The sequence below is a fragment of the Streptomyces sp. NPDC056948 genome (assembly GCF_042674225.1).
Taxonomy (GTDB): Bacteria; Actinomycetota; Actinomycetes; order Streptomycetales; family Streptomycetaceae; genus Streptomyces; species Streptomyces purpurascens.
The window spans coordinates 16,500-35,013 of record NZ_JBHUQX010000034.1; the positions used below are offsets into that span (position 1 = coordinate 16,500).

Sequence of the window (18,514 nt, forward strand, 5' to 3'; positions counted from 1 at the left end):
CCAGTTCGGAGGAGACGAAGGGAGGTGCGGAGGAGGGGGCTGTGGAGGGTGAGGAGGAGGGTGCCGGGGGAGTCGGATGCTCGGCTATGGCTGATTCCTCAAACTTGACTAGCGGATCGGAGTCGCCGAGGGTACAGCACGTCTGGCGCACACGGGTATGACTAGGGTGTGAGCTGGGTCACTATGAGGGGGTCAGGGGTGTGTAGGGGTCGCACCTCAGGGATGTCTCAGGGTCGCGGTCAGGAACCGCCGCAAGCGCGGACCCGTTTTCGAGACAGAGAGCGGCAGTGGCCGCGAAGGAGGCGACAGTCATGTCCAAGAACGCCAAGATCGCCGCAGGCGGTGTGGCGGCCGGGCTCATCCTGTTGATCTGGCTGCCCTGGTGGGCATCGCTCCTGATCATCCTGGGAGTCCCGGCCGCCGCGTATCTCATGCTGGACCCGTCGCAGCGGCGCAGGCTGCGCCGTGCCACCCGTAAGGAACTCGGTCGCTGAGGCGCTGACCCGGCGCGGCCGAAAGCCGTCGCCGGATCAGTTCGGCCGTACGGCCATCTTGTCGAGTGCCTCGAGGAGACCCGGCAGCTCCGGCCCCCGCCCCACCGGCAGGACCTCGCCGGGTTCCTCGTCGAGCAGCACGAAGGCGATGTCGTCGGTCCTGGCCACGAGCGACCAGCCCGGACCGTCCGCCCGCAGGGTCCGCGCGTCCCCTGTCGCGAACGACGACCGGACCCGGCCCAGTGGCGGCGGCGAGTCGATGTAGGTGCGGGCCTCCGCGAGGACCCGCCGGATGCCGCTGTGCCCCGGCCGGCCGTTCTCCCCGCTCCCGTCCGGAGCGTCGGCCGCCTCGCCCTCGTCGGCCGCCTCGCCCTCGTCGGCCGCCTCGCCCTCGTCGTCCCGCGCTCCCGAGGACCCCGGCGCCGGAAATGCCGAGTTGTCCACCTGCTCCCGCCATGTCGCCCACTGCAGCGCGATCTCGTCCGCGCCCAGGCGCCGCTGGGCCGGCCCCCAGACGGTGGTGTCCGGCGGAGCCAGCGGCGGCCGGTCGTCGGCCTCCGGGCCGGGATCGTGCGGCGCGGGCACCCCGGGCGCCGCGACGGCGACCGCGAGCGGCCAGCCGGGCAGGGCCGCGACGACCGAGCGTTCGTCGGGCGACAGCTCGTACTCCATGCCGCAGTCCCAGGACGCGATCGCGACGGCGACCAGGGAGACGTCGTCGATGGCGACGGTCCACCGGGAGCCGTCGCCGTCCTGGCCGAGCACCAGCCCGTACCCGTCGGCGAGCGGTGCGAGACCGAGCGCCGCGCACGCCTCCGGATAGTCGTCGCCCAGGACGCTCGGGAACTTCGCAGGCGTCAGCAGTACCGCCGTGAGCACATAGAGCGCGTCGTCCGCGGCGGCGACGGCGTCCTCGTCCGTCCCGGCCATCCCAGCCTCCCCATCGGTTCGTCCAATCGCGCGCACCCTAGTGCGCGCGGAAGCCGCTTGTCACGGCCCCCGCAAGCGCACCCGAGCTGCAGTTTTCCGGCGGACGGGGCGAATCGGCCGTCCGGGCCGTGCTCATCACGCCGCCGGCAGCCCCAGCAACTCACGGGCCACGGTCCGCGGCGACTCGCCGCGTTCCCGTGCGAGCGCTATGACGGCCCGGCAGGCCAGCTCGTTCACCCCGAACGACAGTGCCTCCGGCGACACCCAGCCGGACGCCTCGTCGGCCCGCTCCTGGTCGTCCTCCGCGCTCGCCGTGACATAGACCGCGGCAGCCTCGAAAAGATTGTGCGGACGCTTGTCCCCGTCGGTCCTGGTCTCCGTGCGCAAGGCATCGGCGACTTTTCCCCCGGCCTTGCGGAACCTGCTCCACATGCTGACCACCTTCCCCCTGTGCGGTTGTTGTGTCTGATCTTTCATCTCCCGGTCACCAACGTAAAGTTGGAGAACCTTTGGCAGAAGGGGGACGGCACGGTGAAGCGTTTTGATCGGCTGGTCGAGATCCGGCGGATGGACCCGTATCGGGAGGCCACGGAGATCTACCGGCTGAGCGTGGCGTACGAGTTCCCCTGGGACTTCACCCGCGCCCTTGAGCTGGCTCTGTACCGCACCTATGCCGTCCCGAGCATCGGCCGGCTGCTCGCGGAGACCGCGGAGCTCACGGAGCGGACGCAGAAGCGCTACGACGACACCGCGCTGCTCCTCGACGCCGTCGTCGAGCACGGCTTCGGCAGCGACCAGGGGAAGACCGCGATCCGCCGTATCAACCAGATGCACCGCGGCTACGACATCAGCGACGACGACATGCGCTACGTGCTCTGCACGTTCGTCGTGATGCCCAAACGGTGGATCGACGCCTACGGGTGGCGCAGGATGTCACGCCACGAGATCGTCGCCAGTGCCGTCCACTACGGCACGCTGGGCCGGCACATGGGCATCAAGGACATCCCCGAGACCTACGAGGAGTTCGAGACCTGCCTCGACGACTACGAGGCGGCCCGCTTCGCCTGGGACGCGGAAGCCCGGCGGGTCTCGGACGCCACGCTCGACCTGATGGCGTCCTGGTACCCGCGCCCGCTCGCACCCCTGCTGCGGACCACGACCCTCGCGCTGGTCGACGACTCGCTCCTGCACGCCTTCCGCTACACCCCGCCGAACGCCGCCACGCGCGCGTGGGTGCGTCGCGCGGTACGACTCCGAGGGCGCGCCGTCCGGCTGATGGCGCCCCGGCGCACACCGCACTTCGCCCGCCAGAACTGGGAGATCAAGGGCTACCCGTACGGATACCGGCTCGCCGACCTCGGCACGCGTCCGGTCCCGGGTCTCCGGGGCTGCCCCGTGCGGCACGGGGAGGCCAGGGACGCCGAGGCCGGGTGACGCGGCAGCTCAGTCCTCGCGGACGGCGAGCGCCAGGAAGCGGGTGTCCTCGTCTGCGTACGACGTCATGCGCCACCCGGAACCGGCCAGCAGCGGACGGAGGTTGGGCTCGGCGCGCAGGTCGTCCGGGGTGAGCGGGCGGCCGTGGCGCGCGGCCAGTGCCGCCCTGCCGATCGGATGGAACAGCGCCAGCACACCACCGGAACGCACCACACGCGCCAGCTCGCGCAGGTTCTCGGCCGGACTCGCCAGGTGCGAGACGAGGCCCGCCCCGAACACCGCGTCCAGCGACCCCGCGCGCAAGGGCAGCGCGCCGACGTCCGTGAGCAGCAGTTGCCCGTCCCGGTCCCGTCCGGCCCGTACGGCCTCCCGCAGCATGGCCGGGGTCAGATCGGCCCCGAGGACCACCCCCGAGGGCCCCACGGCGGCACGCAGCGGCGGCAGGGCCCGTCCGGTGCCGCATCCCGCGTCGAGCACCCGGTCGCCCGCGCGCAGTCCGAGCTCGGCGACCGCCGCCGCGTAGGCCGGACCGTCGTCAGGGAACCTGCTGTCCCAGTCGGCGGCACGGGGGGTGAAGAACTCCTGGACACGCGTCTGGTCGTCGCTCATGTACCGCATGATTCCTCACCGGCACGGAGGGACGCCTCTGCGCACACGTTCGAGCGTGACGCGATCGTTCCGGTACATCCTTGCGTCATATTCCAACACCTTTCGAAATGCGCCCCCTTCGCGCGCCCTTGCCGGGTCTAGCGTCCCGGGGGCATGGGACACCTGGACCACGCCGCCCTGGGGTGGCTGACCCCCGCGCTGTCGTACGCGATGGCCTGCATAGGCGCCGCGCTCGGACTCCGCTGCACCGTCCGCGCCCTCGCCGCCACCGGGCGCTCGCGCCGCAACTGGCTCGTCACCGCCGCCTCGGCGATCGGCACCGGCATCTGGACCATGCACTTCGTGGCCATGCTCGGGTTCGCCGTCACCGGCACCGATATCCGCTACGACGTGCCGCTCACCCTCCTGAGCCTGCTCGTCGCCATGGTCGTCGTCTGCGCCGGCGTCTTCGCCGTCGGCTACGGCCGGGACCGCGGCCGGGCCCTCTTCCTCGGCGGCCTCACCACCGGCCTGGGCGTCGCGAGCATGCACTACCTGGGCATGGCGGCAGTCCGCCTGCACGGCGACGTGACCTACGACCCGGTGCTCGTCGGGCTCTCCGTCCTGATCGCCGTCGTCGCGGCGACGGCGGCCCTGTGGGCGGCGCTCAACATCAAGTCGCCGGTCGCGGTCACCATCGCCTCCCTGATCATGGGCGCGGCCGTCAGCAGCATGCACTACACCGGGATGTTCGCGGTGAGCGTGCGGGTCACGCCCTCCGGGGAGGCGCTGCCCGGGGCCACGGCGATGCAGTTCATCTTCCCCCTCGCCGTCGGCCTCGGGTCCTACCTCTTCCTGACCTCGGCCTTCGTCGCACTCTCGCCGACGGCAGGCGAGCGCGAGGCGTCCGCCTCGGCCCAGCGGCCGGTCGAGAGCGTCGCCCCCTAGGGGGCTCCTGATGGACCTCCGCGGCGTCGCGACGCCCGGCACGCCCCGAACCACTCCGAGCGAGGAGTCCATGCGTACACCCCGTAGGACCCCCACAACCGGCGCCGAGGCGCCGCCCCCGCCCGTGCGCGGTCGCCGCGCGCACGCCGGGCCACCGGCCGACGAGGTCCCGGAGGCACCCCCGGGCGCCGCACCGGACGGGGCGGCCACGCGCGCGGAGCGCTGGCACATACGCCCCCGCACCGTGCGCGCCAAGATCGTCTGCCTGCTGATGGTGCCGGTCGTCTCCCTCCTGGCCCTGTGGGCCTACGCCACGGTCACCACCGCCCAGGACGTCTCCCGGCTGCGGCAGGTCCAGCGTGTCGACGCCACGGTCCGCGCCCCGATCTCCGCGGCGGTCGCCGCCCTCCAGGCCGAACGCGCCGCCGCGGTACGCCACGCCACCGACCCGTCGGCCGTACCGTCCGACGAACTGGACGAGCTCGCGCGGCGCACCGACCGCGCCGTCGCGACACTGCGCCTCGGCGAGGGCAACACCGTCGCCGACAGCGAGGAACTGCCCGCCGGCGTCGCCCGCCGGCTGGAGGCGTTCGTCACCGGCACCGAGGAACTGCGGCCGCTGCGGACCGCGGTGCGAGACCGGCGCGTGGGCTGGGCCGAGACGTACAGCCGCTACACCCGGACCATCTCGGCGGCCTTCGGCGCCGGCGGTGCCCTCACCGGCATCCAGGACGCCGACCTCGGCTCCGACGCGCGCGTGCTGCTCGAATTCGCCCGCGCGGGCGAGGCGTTGGCCCAAGAGGACGCGGTGCTGGCGAGTGCCCGCCTGTCCGGCACCCTGACCGGGGAGCGGCTTCGGCTCTTCACCGGCGCCGTCGACCTGCGCCGCACCCTCACCGAATCGGCCGTCGCGGACCTGCGCGGCACCGAACGCTCCGCGTGGAACGCCCTCGCCGACAGCAGCGCCTACGCGGGCCTGGGCGACGCCGAGGACGGGATCCTCGCCCGCGGGCCGGGCGCCAGGGCCGTCGAGGCGGCGCCCGAGACCACCTGGAACACCGCCCACACGCGCGTGCAGCACGGCATGCGCACGATCGAGGACGACGCGGCACGCGGCGTCGCGAAACGCGCCGACCCGTTCACCCGAGGACTGCTCACCCCGGCCGGCGCAGCCGTCCTGCTCGGTCTCGCCGCCGTCGCCGCCTCGCTCGTCATCTCCGTACGCATCGGACGCGGCCTGGTGGTGGAACTGGTGAGCCTGCGCAACGGCGCCCTGGAGATCGCCCGGCGCAAACTCCCCGAGGCCATGCGGAGACTGCGCGCGGGCGAGGAGATCGACGTCCGCGCAGAGGCGCCGCCGGGACCGCCCGCGGAGGACGAGGCCGGGCAGGTCGCCGAGGCCCTCGGAACAGTCCACCGCGCCGCGCTGCGGGCCGCCGTGGAGCGCGCCGAACTCGCCAGCGGCATCTCCGGCGTCTTCGTCAACCTCGCCCGCCGCAGCCAAACCCTCGTCCACCGGCAGCTCAGCCTCCTCGACAGCATGGAACGCCGCTCCGACGACCCGAACGAGCTGAGCGACCTCTTCCGCCTCGACCACCTCACCACCCGCATGCGACGCCACGCGGAGAGCCTGATCATCCTCTCCGGAGCCGCCCCCGGCCGGGCCTGGCGCATGCCCGTCGTCCTGACCAACGTGGTCCGCGCGGCCGTCTCCGAAGTCGAGGACTACGCGCGCGTGGAGGTCCGGCAACTCCCCGAAGCAGCCGTCATCGGCACGGCCGTCGCCGACCTCACCCACCTGCTCGCCGAGATCATCGAGAACGCCGCCCAGTTCTCGCCGCCCCACACACGCGTGCGCGTCACCGGCGAGCCCGTCGGCAACGGCTACGCCGTCGAGATCGAGGACCGCGGCCTCGGCATGGGCCAGGAGACCCTCGCCGAAGCCAACCGCCGCATCGCGCAGTCCGAGGCACTCGACCTGTTCGACAGCGACCGGCTCGGCCTGTTCGTGGTCAGCCGGCTCGCCGCCCGGCACGACGTCAAGGTCCACCTGAAGACCTCGCCCTACGGCGGCACCACCGCCGTCGTCCTGCTGCCCACCGCCCTCCTGCACACCGGGGCGACGGAACGTTCCCCCGGCGAAGCGGCACACGCGCGGCAGCCCGAAGAACGCGCCTGCGCGCGCGTGCCCGACGACACCCCGCTCCAGGACGTCGTCCCCGCACCGGCCGACCGGCGCGCCCTCGTGGCTCCCGTACCGGCCGCTGCCGAAACCACGAGCCACACCCCACCACCAGGAGTCGCCACCTTGCGACTGCACCGACCCCAGGAGCAGCCCGAAGGCTCCGAGGACCTCCCGCGTCGCGTACGACAGGCCAGTCTCGCCCCCCAACTGCGCGACGGGCGCCCCGAGGAACCGCCACCGACGCCGGCCCCCCGGGACGAGGAACGCACCCCCGAAGTCGTACGCGAACGCATGGCGGCGTACCGCGACGGCTGGGCACGCGGCGGCGGCAGGCGGCCCGGCCGCGGCACCACTCCCGGCCCCGCGAAGGGCAGAGACAGCAGCGAAGGAGACCCCGCATGATCCAGGACCCGAGCACGCATTCCGCCCGGCGCTCCGGCGAACTCGACTGGCTGCTGGACGATCTGGTGCTCCGCGTGAGCGACATACGGCACGCCGTGGTCCTCTCCAACGACGGCCTCGCCGTGGGTGCCTCGACGGGTCTCCGGCGCGAGGACGCCGAACACCTCGCAGCGGTCGCCTCGGGCTTCCACAGCCTCGCCAAGGGCGCGGGACGGCACTTCGGCGCCGGCGGTGTCCGCCAGACCATGGTGGAGATGGACGAGGGCTTCCTGTTCGTGGCCGCCGCCGGCGACGGCTCCTGCCTCGCCCTTCTCACCGCCGTGACAGCCGATATCGGCCTCGTGGCGTACGAGATGGCCCGCCTGGTCAAACGCGTCGGCGAGCACCTCGGCACGGCGCCCCGCGCCGGCGCGCGGCCGCCCGCCGCCGGATGAGCCGAGAGGGCGGTCCGCGCAGATGACCGAGGACATGACGGGCACCCTGAGCGAGCAGGGCAGCCAGTGGTACGACCACGAGGCCGGCCCTCTCGTCCGCCCCTACGCCATGACGGGCGGACGCACCCGGCCCGGACCCACCGGCGTGCGATTCGACCTGATCGCCCTGGTCACGCTGGACCCCGGCGCGCCCGGCGTGGACGACGCCCCGCTCGGCCCGGAACACCGGACCCTGCTCGACCTGTGCCGCACGGAGACCCAGTCGGTCGCCGAACTCGCCGCCGGAGCGGACCTGCCCGTGGGCGTGATCAGGGTCCTCCTCGGCGACCTCCTGGAACTCGGCCGCGTCACCGTCAGCCGTCCCGTACCGCCGGCCCAACTGCCCGACGAACGGATCCTGCGCGAGGTGATCGCGGGACTGAGGGCGCTGTAGATGAACGCACACCCCACCCGACACGAGAGAAGTGACTAATGGTCTCCGAGCACTCCGACGCCTCAGGCGGCGACACCGCCGCACTGGCGTTGAAGATCCTGGTCGCCGGCGGCTTCGGCGTGGGCAAGACCACGCTGGTGGGCGCCGTCAGCGAGATCCGGCCGCTGCGCACCGAGGAACTGCTCAGCGAAGCGGGGCAGTCGGTGGACGACACCGACGGCGTGGCCCACAAGACCACCACGACCGTCGCCATGGACTTCGGGCGCATCACCATCCGGTCCGGCCTCTCCCTGTACCTGTTCGGCACGCCGGGCCAGGACCGGTTCTGGTTCCTGTGGGACGAGTTGTCACAAGGGGCGCTCGGCGCGGTGGTGCTCGCGGACACCCGTCGCCTGGAGGACTGCTTCCCGGCGGTCGACTACTTCGAGCACCGGCGCATCCCGTTCGTGGTGGCCGTCAACTGCTTCGCGGGCGCCCGGGAGCACAGCGCCCCGGACGTCTCGCGCGCCCTCGATCTCGACCGGGGGACGCCCGTGGTGCTGTGCGACGCCCGGGACCGCGACTCGGGGAAGGAGGTGCTGATCAGGCTGGTCGAGTACGCCGGGCGGATGCACACCGCCCGGCTCCTCGACTCGGTCGGCTGACCGCAGCCACGGGCTTCCCCGTGGTCAGTCGGCGATGTCCCGCTCCGCAAGGACCCGGTCGACGGCCACCCGGATGAGGAGTTCGCCCGGGACACCGTTGCGGGCGCCGAACTCCTCGGCGCGGTCCTCGCCCATGTACCGGGCGCCGATGCGGGTGGCCCAGTGCCTTATGGCGTCGAGGTCCTTCAAGACGCGAGCCCGGCCCTGCAGCACGACGAAGGAGTACGGCGGCCGGTCGTCGTCCACGCACAGGGCGACCCGGCCGTCGCGGGCGAGATTGCGCCCTTTCACGGTGTTCTCGCCGGTGTTGAACACCACCTCGTCCCCGTCCAGCAGGAACCAGATCGGGGCCACGTGCGGACTCCCGTCAGCCCTGACGGTGGAGAGCTTCGCGGTGCGGGTGCCGTAGGAAACGAACTCCCGCCATTGCGCATCGGTCATCTTCTCTGCCATGGCTCCCATCCTCCTTGCCCCGGCAGCGGTCGTGGGGAAGGCTGGCGTGGAGATCCTCCGGCCAGGAGGAGAATCGCACGGGGAGAAAACGGGGAGATCGGAACATGGCGCAGAACCAGGGACTCGACTGGCTGCTGGACGACCTGACCGAGCGCGTCCACCAGGTGCGGCACGCACTGGTCCTGTCCAACGACGGCTTGGTGACCGGGGCGAGCACGGGACTGCGCCGCGAGGACGCGGAGCACCTCGCGGCCGTGTCGTCCGGGTTGCACAGCCTGGCCAAGGGCTCGGGACGGCACTTCGGCGCGGGCAGCGTACGCCAGACGATGATCGAGTTCGACGACGCGGTGCTCTTCGTCACCGCGGCCGGCACGGGCAGTTGTCTGTGCGTCCTCAGCGGCGCCGAGGCCGACATCGGCCAGATCGCGTACGAGATGACACTTCTGGTCAACCGGGTCGGCGAGCATCTCGACGTGGATGCCCGCCAGCCCGAACGGAAACCGACCACAGGCGCCTGACCTGCACATTCGCCCTCCCCTGCGGAGTTATCCACAGGCTCGTCACGCAGTGCGCCGAAGCGGTTACGGTTTTCTCACGGCGACCGCACACGGCGTGAGCCGCCGACTCCACGGGGGAGACCGACCATGTCAGGCACCATCGCGAAACCCGACCGCCGCACCTGCGCTCCGAGCCGGGCCGCCCGCGAACTCGACCTCAAGCGCGGTGAGTTCGACCTCGCGGTGAACCTCGGGCTCGTCCGGACCGTGCCCGACGAAGGCGGCGGAGGGCTGCGCGTCGCCCGAGCCGAGATCGACCGGCTGCGCGCCGGGGACGGCTTCCCGGACGAACTGCGCGAGCGTGTCGCGACCGCCGGCACCCATGAGGGCGCCGGGCTCCTGGGGGTGACGCCCGCCAGGTTCACGAGTCTCGCCCGCTACGGCCTGCTCGTGCCGGTCACCTTCTACCTGAACCGCTACCGGACGGTCGTCTGGCTCTATCTGGCCGAGGAACTACGGCAGTTCGCCGCAGAGGAGAGCAACGCCCGACTGCTGAAGGGGCGCACACCCGCACAGATCCGGGAAGGCCAGAAGGACGGGCTGGACCGGCGGCCTCGCAACTGGCGGGGACGTCACATCGGATTCCTGACGCGGCAGGCGGGGGACGACGCCTGGGCTCGTGCGGCAGCCGTCGCCTGTCTTCTCGACCCCGCCGACGTGGCCGAAGTCGTGGCTGACCCCTACGAGCGCGCCCACCTGGACCGCTGCCGTCCTCGCCTCCCGGCGCACGGCACCCCGGGTTCACCCGCCGCCGAAAGGGCCGAGGCGCTCATGACGGCGAGCGAGCCGGACGAAGTGGCCTGGTTCCGAGCTGACCTGGCCCACACGATGGAGACCGCGCGAAGGCGACACCCGGCACCGCGGCCGGCACCGACAGGACCGGCATCGCCATCAGCGCCAGAGCCGAGTGCGGCACCCCCGGTTCCGGCCGGAGACCGGCCCGGGATCCCGGACCACACTCCTTCACACGGCCTCCTGGGATGGCTGCACCGCAGAGTCCGGCGACGTTCAGGGTGAAAAGCGATGAGTTTCCGGATGCGTCCCGGTCGGAATCGTGAGGAGACTGTTCCAGGAGGCGATCATGTTCGGTACGACGAAGGCGTTCAGCGGGTTCTCGGTGAACGACATCGACGCGGCCAGGACGTTCTACGGCGACACGCTCGGACTCCGGGTGTCGGAGGAGAACGGCCTGCTGTTCCTGCACATCGCGGGTGACCGGGACACCCTGGTCTACCCCAAGGAGGACCACACCCCGGCGACGTACACCATCCTCAACTTCCCCGTCGACGACATCGAGGCCGCGGTCGACGAGCTGGGCAGGAGAGGCGTGCGTTTCGAGCACTACGACCACCTCAAGGCGGACGACAAGGGCATCTTCCGCGGCGGAGGCCCGCTGATCGCCTGGTTCACCGACCCTGCGGGGAACGTGCTGTCCGTCCTCCAGGAAACCTGACGCGTCGGTCATGCCCGAGCTCCCCGATGTCGAGGGCTTCCGGCAGGTGCTCGAGTCCTGCGCGAAGGGACGGGTCGTCCGGCGTGTCGAGGTGCGGGACGCGGGCGTACTGCACGGGGTCAGTGCCCGGCGACTGCGTGACGCGCTGGAAGGCCGGCGCTTCGGCACGCCGGAACGGCACGGGAAGTGGCTGCTCGCCCGCACCCGCGCCGGACCGATCCTCGTGCTGCACTTCGGCATGACCGGCCGGCTGGTCTGCGGTCATCCCGATGATGCCGTCGAGGCCCACGACCGAGTGCTGTTCACGCTGAGCGGCAGCCGCCAGCTGCGCTTCCGTGACCAGCGCAAACTCCAGGGACTCTGGCTGGCGGGCGACGACTCCGACGTCGACCGGCTGCTCCAGGGGCAGGGTCCCGACGCGCTGGCGGTGGAGCGGGCGGATTTCGAGGCCGCCCTGTCCTCACGCCGGGGGCATCTCAAGACCGCGCTCACCGACCAGTCCGTTGTCGCAGGTCTCGGCAATCTGCTCGCCGACGAGATCCTGTGGCGCGCCCGGCTCCGCCCCGACCGCCCGGCGCGTGATCTCACCCAGGCCGATCGTCGTGGGCTGTACAGCCAGATGCGCCGCACCCTGCGCTCATCCGTCACCGCCGGTTGCGTCCCGCCGCGTGACTCCTGGCTCACCGGCCACCGCGACGACCCCGACCCGAGGTGCCCACGCTGCGGCACCGGCCTGCGCCGCACCCGGATGGGGGGCCGCGGCACGGTGTGGTGCCCGCACTGCCAGGCGGGCGGGTGATCCGGCCAGGGCCCTTCTCAGCCGCCCCTTCAGTCTGTGGGAGTCAGAACGGCCGGTGCCCCGGCGAGGATGCCGCCGTCCACGATGAACTCGCAGCCCGTCGAGAAGGTCGCCTCGGTGATGATGAACAGCACCATGCGGGCGACCTCCTCGGGCTCGCCGAACCGGGGGACGGGCTGCCCCGCGGTGTACGCGTCGCCGAAGCCGGCCGTCATCCGGGTGCGGATGGCGCCGGGGTGGACGGAACAGACCCGGACCCGGTCGGGCGCGAGTTCCAGCGCGGCGACCTTCGTCAGGCCGCGCAGGCCCCACTTGCTGGCCGCGTACGCTCCGACACCGGCGTAGGCGGTCAGCCCGGCGAGGGAGGACATGTTCACGATCACGCCGCCCCCGGCCCGGCGCAGTGACGGTGCCGCCGCGCGCATGCCCAGCCAGGCGCCCGTGAGGTTGACGTCGACGACCCGGCGGAACGACTCGGGGCTCTGCTCCTCCATCGTGCCCCAGTCGATGATCCCCGCGATGTTGACCAGGACCGAGACCGGGCCGAGGTCCCGTTCCGTCTCGGCGAGGGCCCGCTGCCAGTCGTCCTCGCCGGTGACGTCCAGACGCAGGTAGCGGGCCGGGCCGCCGAGCTCGGCCGCCAGGTCCGCCCCCTCGGTGTCGCGGATGTCGGCGACCACCACGGAGGCGCCCTCGGCCGCGAGGGCACGTGCCACCGCGGCCCCTATGCCTCCGGCCCCACCGGTGACGATCGCCACCCGCTCGCTGAGACGCTCCATCGTGGCCTCCTCGGCTCAGGGTGCTCCCGCGGTCTGACGTTCCTCGCCCGGAGCCACCAGTGATTGGGTGAGCGGAATCCGCGCCAGGGCGAGCACCCCCGCGGCGATCAGCGCGACGCCGAAGAGCTGGGGCAGCAGCCACCAACCGGCGCGGACCGTCTCCTCGTACAGGAGGATGCCGAGGGCGAGGCTCACCAGCGCGTCACCGAGGGTGAGCGCGGGCTGCGAGGCGACCAGCGGACCGGCCTGCATCGCGTTCTCCAGCAGGAACAGCGCGCACACGCCGGTCGCGGCGAAGGCGTAGGTCTGCCAGGCGGTGAGGAAGGCCACGAGTCCCTGGTCCTCGAGGATGTGGGTGGCGGCCTTCATCAGGGCCGCGGTCACCGCGTAGCTGATCGCCGTCGCGGCACCCAGGCAGGCCGCCCGGGCGCGGCCCTCCGGGCGCTTGAGGGCGGCGAGAGCGAGGGCGACGACCGCTCCCGCGCACACGGCGAGCGCGGGAATCCAGCGGTCCAGCTCCACATGGGTGCGATTGCCCGACGGGGACGCGGCGGCGAGCGCCACCGCCAGCCCGGCCACCACCACCGCCACGGCCAGCCAGCCCGCGCCCGGCAGATGCCGGTGCATCAGCAGCGAGGCGACGATGAGGGTGAGCGGCAGTTCCAGCACGAACAGCGGCTGCACGATCGTCAGCGGCCCGGTCGCCAGCGCCAGGGCCTGGCAGACGGCGGCGGCGATCACCGCGAGGATGCCGGCCAGCCAGACGCGCCGCCGCAGCAGATCGAGCATCAGCCCGGCCCGGAAGCCTTCGGAGCGCGGCACGGTGAGCGCCGCCTTGCGCTGCAGCACCGTCGCGACGGCATTGCTGAAGGCCGCGCAGATCGCGAAGAGGACGGGGAGCACGGTGTGCAGCGTGGCCACCTCCCGGATCGGCGGGCGTGTGACGCCGGCGGTGCCTCCTCCTGCCATGGTCACCGGATCGGGGCACGGGCGCGAACGGAGTGCCGAAGCGCGCGTGCCCCCGAGCGGCGTAATCCCGGGCCGGTCCGGCCCGCGGACAGGTCAGTCCAGCTTGCGGAAGAGTCCCTCCTGCACGACCGAGACGACCAGCCGGCCCTCACGGTCGTAGATCCGGCCCCGGGCCAGACCGCGGCCGCCGACCGCGATCGGCGACTCCTGGTCGTACAGCAGCCAGTCGTCGGCGCGGAACGGGCGGTGGAACCACATCGCGTGGTCCAGGGACGCCATGTCGAAGCCCCGCGGGCCCCACAGCGGCTCGACCGGGATGCGGACGGCGTCCAGGAGGGTCATGTCGCTGGCGTAGGTGAGGGCGCAGGTGTGGACCAGCGGGTCGTCGCCCAGCGGTCCGACCGCGCGCATCCACACGGCGCTGCGCGGCTCGGAGTCCTCGACCTCCTCGGTGCTCCAGCGCAGCCGGTCCACGTAGCGGATGTCGAAGGGCTGGCGGCGGGCCATCCGCTCCAACTGCTCGGGCAGCGCGCCCAGATGCTCCCGGATCTCGTCCGTGACCGTGGGCAGCGACTCCGGGTCCGGGACCTTGCGGGCCGGCGGGAGCTGGTGCTCGAAGCTGCCCTCTTCCGGCTTGTGGAAGGAGGCGGTGAGATTGAATATCGTGCGGCCCTGCTGCACGGCCGTGACCCGGCGGGTCGTGAAGGACCGCCCGTCGCGCACCCGCTCGACCTGGTAGACGATCGGCACACCCGGGATGCCCGGGCGCAGGAAGTACGCGTGCAGCGAGTGCACGGGGCGGTCGCCCTCCGTGGTGCGGCCGGCGGCGACCAGGGCCTGGCCCGCCACCTGGCCGCCGAAGACCCGCTGGAGGGACTCCTGCGGGCTGCGGCCGCGGAAGATGTTGACCTCGATCTGCTCCAGGTCGAGCAGGTCGACGAGTCTCTCGGCCGGGTTCGTGGTCATGGGTGGGATTCTCCTGTGCTCGCTGCGGTCCGGCCGTTCAGAGCTGGCCGACGTCGGTGACGCGGACGATGGCGCGGCCCTCCGCGTCGGAGGCGGTCAGGTCGACCTCCGCGCTGATGCCCCAGTCGTGGTCGCCGTTCGGGTCGTGGAAGATCTGCCGGACCCGCCACAGGGCGTTCTCCGGCTCCTCCTCGATGAGCAGCAGCTTGGGGCCGCGGGCGTCGGGGCCGGTGCCGAGGTCCTCGTACTCGTCGAAGTACTTGTCCAACGCCTCGCCCCACGCGTCGGCGTCCCAGCCGGCCTCCGCGTCCATCTCGCCCAGCACCTCGACCTGGTCGAGGGCGGCCAGCTCGACCCGGCGGAACATGGCGTTGCGGACCAGCACGCGGAAGGCGCGCGCGTTGGCGGTGACCGGCTTGACCTCGTCTGCCTTCTCCTGCGCCTCCTCGGCGGTCATCTCCGCCGGGTTGGCGAGCTGCTCCCACTCGTCCAGCAGGCTGGAGTCGACCTGGCGCACCATCTCGCCCAGCCACGCGATCAGGTCTTCCAGGTCCTCGGACTTGAGGTCGTCCGGGACGGTGTGGTCCAGGGCCTTGAAGGCGCTGGCGAGATAGCGCAGCACGATGCCCTCGGTGCGCGCGAGCTCGTAGTGGGACACCAACTCCGTGAAGGACATCGCCCGTTCGTACATGTCGCGGATGACCGACTTCGGCGACAGCGGATGGTCGCCGACCCAGGGGTGGCTCTTGCGGTAGGTGTCGTACGCGTGGAAGAGCAGCTCCTCCAGGGGCTTCGGGTACGTGATGTCCTGGAGGCGCTCCATGCGCTCCTCGTACTCGACACCGTCGGCCTTCATCGCGGCGACGGCCTCGCCGCGCGCCTTGTTCTGCTGGGCGGCGAGGATCTGCCGCGGGTCGTCGAGCGTCGACTCCACGACGGACACCATGTCGAGGGCGTACGACGGGGACTCGGGGTCCAGCAGCTCGAACGCGGCGAGCGCGAAGGTGGACAGCGGCTGGTTGAGCGCGAAGTCCTGCTGGAGATCGACCGTGAGGCGGACGATACGGCCCTCGGCGTCCGGCTGGTCGAGCTTCTCGACGATGCCGCCGTCCAGCAGCGAACGGTAGATCGCGATGGCCCGGCGGATGTGCCGAAGCTGCTGCTTGCGCGGCTCGTGGTTGTCCTCCAGCATGCGGCGCATCGCCTCGAAGGCGTTGCCGGGGCGCGCGATCACCGACAGCAGCATCGTGTGCGTCACCCGGAACCGGGAGGCCAGGGGCTCCGGTTCGGAGCCGATGAGCTTCTCGAAGGTCTGCTCCGACCAGGCGACGAAGCCCTCCGGCGCCTTCTTGCGGACGACCTTGCGGCGCTTCTTCGGGTCGTCGCCCGCCTTGGCGAGCGCCTTCTCGTTCTCGACGACGTGCTCGGGCGCCTGCGCGACGACGAAGCCCTCCGTGTCGAAACCGGCCCGCCCGGCGCGGCCGGCGATCTGGTGGAACTCCCGGGCCCGCAGGGTGCGCACGCGGGTGCCGTCGTACTTGGTGAGGGCGGTGAACAGCACTGTGCGGATGGGGACGTTGACGCCCACGCCGAGTGTGTCCGTGCCGCAGATGACCTTCAGCAGACCGGCCTGCGCGAGCTTCTCCACCAGGCGGCGGTACTTGGGCAGCATGCCCGCGTGGTGGACGCCGATGCCGTGCCGGACGTAGCGGGAGAGGTTGCGGCCGAACTTCGTGGTGAAGCGGAAGTTGCCGATCAGTTCGGCGATCTGCTCCTTCTCCGCACGCGAGCACATGTTGATGCTCATCAGCGCCTGCGCCCGCTCCACGGCCTGCGCCTGTGTGAAGTGCACGATGTAGACGGGCGCCTGCCGGGAATCCAGCAGGTCGGTCAGCGTCTCCGTCATCGGGGTGTAGCGGTACTCGTACGACAGCGGCACCGGGCGGGTGGCCGAGCGGACCACCGCGGTGGGGCGGCCGGTGCGGCGGGTGAGGTCCTTCTCGAAGAAGGAGACGTCGCCGAGCGTCGCCGACATCAGCACGAACTGCGCCTGCGGCAGTTCCAGGATCGGGATCTGCCAGGCCCAGCCGCGGTCGCCCTCCGCGTAGAAGTGGAACTCGTCCATCACGACCTGCCCGACGTCCGCGTCCTTGCCGTCGCGCAGCGCGATCGACGCCAGGACCTCGGCGGTGCAGCAGATGATGGGGGCGTCGGAGTTCACGGAGGCGTCGCCGGTCAGCATGCCGACGTTCTCCGTGCCGAAGATCTTGCACAGCTCGAAGAACTTCTCCGACACCAGCGCCTTGATCGGAGCCGTGTAGAAGGTGACCTCGTCGCGGGCCAGCGCGGCGAAGTGCGCACCCGCCGCGATCATGCTCTTGCCGGAACCGGTGGGCGTCGACACGATCACGTTCGCGCCGGAGACCACCTCGATCAGCGCCTCCTCCTGGTGGGGATAGAGCGTGAGACCCCGCTCGCCGGCCCACGACTCGAAGGCTTCGTACAAGGCGTCGGGGTCGGGGGTCCGCGGCAGCTGATCGATGAGGGTCACGCCCCCATCTTGCCTGGCCCGATGCCCGATGCGGGAATCGGCTGCGGGCCCGAAGATCACGAACGCTACGCTGGGTCGCCGACGACACGTCAGCGCACCCGGTCAACTGGACAGCGGCACACGAGGAATGGGGCGGGCAACGGCCATGATGGGACCAGCACACTCACTGTCGGGCGCCGCCGCCTGGCTCGGCGTCGGTGCGGCGGCCGCCGCGGCCGGGCATCCGATGCCCTGGCCGGTCCTTCTCGTGGGTGCCCTGATCTGCGCCGGTGCCGCGCTCGCCCCGGACCTCGACCACAAGGCGGCCACGATCTCCCGGTCCTTCGGACCGCTGTCACGCTGGCTGTGCGAGATCGTGGACAAGCTGTCGTACGCCGTCTACAAGGCGACGAAGAAGCAGGGCGACCCGCGCCGCTCCGGTGGGCACCGGACGCTCACGCACACCTGGCTGTGGGCGGTCCTGATCGGTGCGGGCACCTCGGCCGTGGCGATCACCAGTGACCGCTGGGGCGTGCTGGCGATCCTCTTCGTGCACATGGTCCTGGCCATCGAGGGTCTGCTGTGGCGGGCGGCGCGCGGCTCCAGCAGCGATGTCCTGGTGTGGCTGCTGGCCGCGACCACGGCCTGGATCCTCGCGGGCGTCCTGGACAAGCCGGGCAACGGCGCGGACTGGCTGTTCACGGCGCCGGGGCAGGAGTACCTGTGGCTGGGGCTGCCGGTCGTGCTGGGGGCGATCGTCCACGACATCGGGGACGCGCTCACCGTGTCCGGGTGCCCGATCCTGTGGCCCATACCCGTGGGGCGCAAGCGCTGGTACCCGCTGGGGCCGCCGAAGGCCCTGCGCTTCCGGGCGGGCAGCTGGGTCGAGCTCAGGGTGCTGATGCCGGTGTTCATGCTGCTCGGCGGGGTGGGCTGCGCGGCGGCGCTCAACTTCATCTGAGCGCCCCGGGGCTTCCGGCGGGGGTCAGGAGCCGCCGTACCGCCGCTCGAACCGGGCGACCCGGCCTTCCGAGTCCACCGTGCGGGCCTTGCCCGTGTAGAAGGGGTGGCTCTCCGAGGAGATCTCCACGTCCACGACCGGGTAGGTCTCGCCGTCGTCCCACTCGATGCGTTCGCCGCTGGTCGCGGTGGACCGGGTCAGGAAGGCGTATCCGGCGGTCCGGTCGCGGAAGACGACGGGGTGGTAGTCGGGGTGCTTGTCCTGCTGCATGGATGCTCCTCGTGCGGCTCGGGCGGTGCTGCGATCAGCCGGACAGGGTGTCCTCGTCGACGACGTGCACGGCCGCCTCCTCGGCCGACGCCGCCGCGCCGTCGATGCCCACGTCCATGGCGACCAGCGCGCTCTCCTCGTCCTCGTGCGCGCCCTCGTCGGGTGCCACGAGCCGGCCGGAGCGGGCGTCGCCGACCTCGTTGTCCAGGAGTTCCCCGTCGGTGCCCTGGCAGTCCCCGAGACCGTCACCGTCCGGGGCGGCGGCGTCCGGCAGCTCCTCGGCGA

The 18,514-nt window shown here is 71.8% G+C and carries 22 protein-coding genes; 12 read left to right on the forward strand and 10 right to left on the reverse strand.

The features are described 5' to 3' along the window. Positions 1–311: 311 nt before the first annotated feature. On the forward strand, positions 312–494 hold the full coding sequence (locus tag ACFTZL_RS06825) for a hypothetical protein (RefSeq protein ID WP_382579186.1): 183 nt from the start codon (positions 312–314) through the stop codon (positions 492–494). Between the two features lie 36 nt (positions 495–530). Here ACFTZL_RS06825 and ACFTZL_RS06830 read toward each other — a convergent pair whose 3' ends face one another. Beyond that, on the reverse strand, positions 531–1,424 hold the full coding sequence (locus ACFTZL_RS06830; RefSeq protein WP_382579188.1) for a hypothetical protein: 894 nt from the start codon (positions 1,422–1,424) through the stop codon (positions 531–533). Between the two features lie 135 nt (positions 1,425–1,559). Further along, on the reverse strand, positions 1,560–1,856 hold the full coding sequence (locus tag ACFTZL_RS06835; RefSeq protein WP_382579189.1) for a hypothetical protein: 297 nt from the start codon (positions 1,854–1,856) through the stop codon (positions 1,560–1,562). A 99-nt stretch (positions 1,857–1,955) separates the two neighbouring features. Here ACFTZL_RS06835 and ACFTZL_RS06840 point away from each other — a divergent pair, with 99 nt between their 5' ends. Beyond that, the gene (locus tag ACFTZL_RS06840) at positions 1,956–2,858 is read left to right on the forward strand and encodes an oxygenase MpaB family protein (protein ID WP_382579191.1); all 903 of its coding nucleotides are present in this window, start codon (positions 1,956–1,958) and stop codon (positions 2,856–2,858) included. A gap of 9 nt (positions 2,859–2,867) precedes the next feature. Here ACFTZL_RS06840 and ACFTZL_RS06845 read toward each other — a convergent pair whose 3' ends face one another. Further along, complete coding sequence (locus ACFTZL_RS06845) at positions 2,868–3,467, reverse strand: class I SAM-dependent methyltransferase (RefSeq protein ID WP_382579192.1); 600 nt, start codon at positions 3,465–3,467, stop codon at positions 2,868–2,870. 153 nt (positions 3,468–3,620) lie between these two features. Here ACFTZL_RS06845 and ACFTZL_RS06850 point away from each other — a divergent pair, with 153 nt between their 5' ends. The 5 genes from ACFTZL_RS06850 to ACFTZL_RS06870 all read left to right on the forward strand — a co-directional run bounded on the left by ACFTZL_RS06850 (position 3,621) and on the right by ACFTZL_RS06870 (position 8,492). Next, positions 3,621–4,394, forward strand: coding sequence for an MHYT domain-containing protein (locus ACFTZL_RS06850; protein ID WP_382579193.1), 774 nt, complete (start codon positions 3,621–3,623; stop codon positions 4,392–4,394). 70 nt (positions 4,395–4,464) lie between these two features. Further along, a complete protein-coding gene (locus ACFTZL_RS06855) occupies positions 4,465–6,981 on the forward strand; it encodes a nitrate- and nitrite sensing domain-containing protein (protein ID WP_382579194.1) in 2,517 nt (838 codons plus the stop codon). Further along, positions 6,978–7,415, forward strand: a complete 438-nt coding sequence (locus tag ACFTZL_RS06860; RefSeq protein WP_382579195.1) for a roadblock/LC7 domain-containing protein — start codon at positions 6,978–6,980, stop codon at positions 7,413–7,415. The genes ACFTZL_RS06855 and ACFTZL_RS06860 overlap by 4 nt, the downstream gene beginning before the upstream one ends. Before the next feature lie 22 nt (positions 7,416–7,437). Further along, positions 7,438–7,848 (forward strand): DUF742 domain-containing protein, encoded by a 411-nt coding sequence (locus ACFTZL_RS06865; RefSeq protein ID WP_382579196.1) that lies wholly within the window; start codon positions 7,438–7,440, stop codon positions 7,846–7,848. A 38-nt stretch (positions 7,849–7,886) separates the two neighbouring features. Beyond that, on the forward strand, positions 7,887–8,492 hold the full coding sequence (locus tag ACFTZL_RS06870) for an ATP/GTP-binding protein (RefSeq protein WP_382579197.1): 606 nt from the start codon (positions 7,887–7,889) through the stop codon (positions 8,490–8,492). Between the two features lie 24 nt (positions 8,493–8,516). Here ACFTZL_RS06870 and ACFTZL_RS06875 read toward each other — a convergent pair whose 3' ends face one another. Next, complete coding sequence (locus ACFTZL_RS06875) at positions 8,517–8,945, reverse strand: PPOX class F420-dependent oxidoreductase (RefSeq protein ID WP_382579198.1); 429 nt, start codon at positions 8,943–8,945, stop codon at positions 8,517–8,519. Positions 8,946–9,049: 104 nt separating this feature from the next. Here ACFTZL_RS06875 and ACFTZL_RS06880 point away from each other — a divergent pair, with 104 nt between their 5' ends. The 4 genes from ACFTZL_RS06880 to ACFTZL_RS06895 all read left to right on the forward strand — a co-directional run bounded on the left by ACFTZL_RS06880 (position 9,050) and on the right by ACFTZL_RS06895 (position 11,754). Then, positions 9,050–9,463 carry a roadblock/LC7 domain-containing protein gene (locus ACFTZL_RS06880; protein ID WP_382579199.1) on the forward strand — a complete coding sequence of 138 codons (414 nt, stop codon included), beginning with the start codon at positions 9,050–9,052 and terminating at the stop codon, positions 9,461–9,463. Between the two features lie 126 nt (positions 9,464–9,589). After that, positions 9,590–10,519, forward strand: a complete 930-nt coding sequence (locus tag ACFTZL_RS06885) for a DUF6397 family protein (RefSeq protein ID WP_382579200.1) — start codon at positions 9,590–9,592, stop codon at positions 10,517–10,519. Positions 10,520–10,583: 64 nt separating this feature from the next. After that, the gene (locus tag ACFTZL_RS06890) at positions 10,584–10,955 is read left to right on the forward strand and encodes a VOC family protein (RefSeq protein ID WP_382579202.1); all 372 of its coding nucleotides are present in this window, start codon (positions 10,584–10,586) and stop codon (positions 10,953–10,955) included. Between the two features lie 10 nt (positions 10,956–10,965). Then, positions 10,966–11,754: an Fpg/Nei family DNA glycosylase gene (locus ACFTZL_RS06895; protein ID WP_382579204.1), complete on the forward strand. Its 789-nt coding sequence runs from the start codon at positions 10,966–10,968 to the stop codon at positions 11,752–11,754. 29 nt (positions 11,755–11,783) lie between these two features. Here the strand turns inward: ACFTZL_RS06895 and ACFTZL_RS06900 are convergent, their stop codons facing one another. From ACFTZL_RS06900 to ACFTZL_RS06915, 4 genes are all read right to left on the reverse strand, one after another. Further along, complete coding sequence (locus ACFTZL_RS06900) at positions 11,784–12,533, reverse strand: SDR family oxidoreductase (protein WP_382579205.1); 750 nt, start codon at positions 12,531–12,533, stop codon at positions 11,784–11,786. 15 nt (positions 12,534–12,548) lie between these two features. Then, positions 12,549–13,445, reverse strand: a complete 897-nt coding sequence (locus tag ACFTZL_RS06905; protein ID WP_382579214.1) for a DMT family transporter — start codon at positions 13,443–13,445, stop codon at positions 12,549–12,551. Between the two features lie 150 nt (positions 13,446–13,595). Continuing rightward, a complete protein-coding gene (locus tag ACFTZL_RS06910; RefSeq protein ID WP_382579206.1) occupies positions 13,596–14,468 on the reverse strand; it encodes an acyl-CoA thioesterase in 873 nt (290 codons plus the stop codon). Positions 14,469–14,505: 37 nt separating this feature from the next. Beyond that, positions 14,506–17,019: a DEAD/DEAH box helicase gene (locus tag ACFTZL_RS06915; protein WP_382579208.1), complete on the reverse strand. Its 2,514-nt coding sequence runs from the start codon at positions 17,017–17,019 to the stop codon at positions 14,506–14,508. 145 nt (positions 17,020–17,164) lie between these two features. On the opposite strand from ACFTZL_RS06915, the gene ACFTZL_RS06920 reads away from it, so the two are divergent. Next, positions 17,165–17,959 (forward strand): metal-dependent hydrolase, encoded by a 795-nt coding sequence (locus tag ACFTZL_RS06920; RefSeq protein ID WP_382579210.1) that lies wholly within the window; start codon positions 17,165–17,167, stop codon positions 17,957–17,959. Positions 17,960–17,983: 24 nt separating this feature from the next. On the opposite strand, the gene ACFTZL_RS06925 is transcribed toward ACFTZL_RS06920, so the two are convergent. Both ACFTZL_RS06925 and ACFTZL_RS06930 read right to left on the reverse strand, forming a co-directional pair. Then, positions 17,984–18,229, reverse strand: coding sequence for a type B 50S ribosomal protein L31 (locus ACFTZL_RS06925; protein ID WP_189724340.1), 246 nt, complete (start codon positions 18,227–18,229; stop codon positions 17,984–17,986). Positions 18,230–18,263: 34 nt separating this feature from the next. Then, positions 18,264–18,514 (reverse strand): DUF5709 domain-containing protein (locus tag ACFTZL_RS06930; RefSeq protein WP_382579211.1); only part of this gene is annotated, 251 nt, incomplete at its 5' end.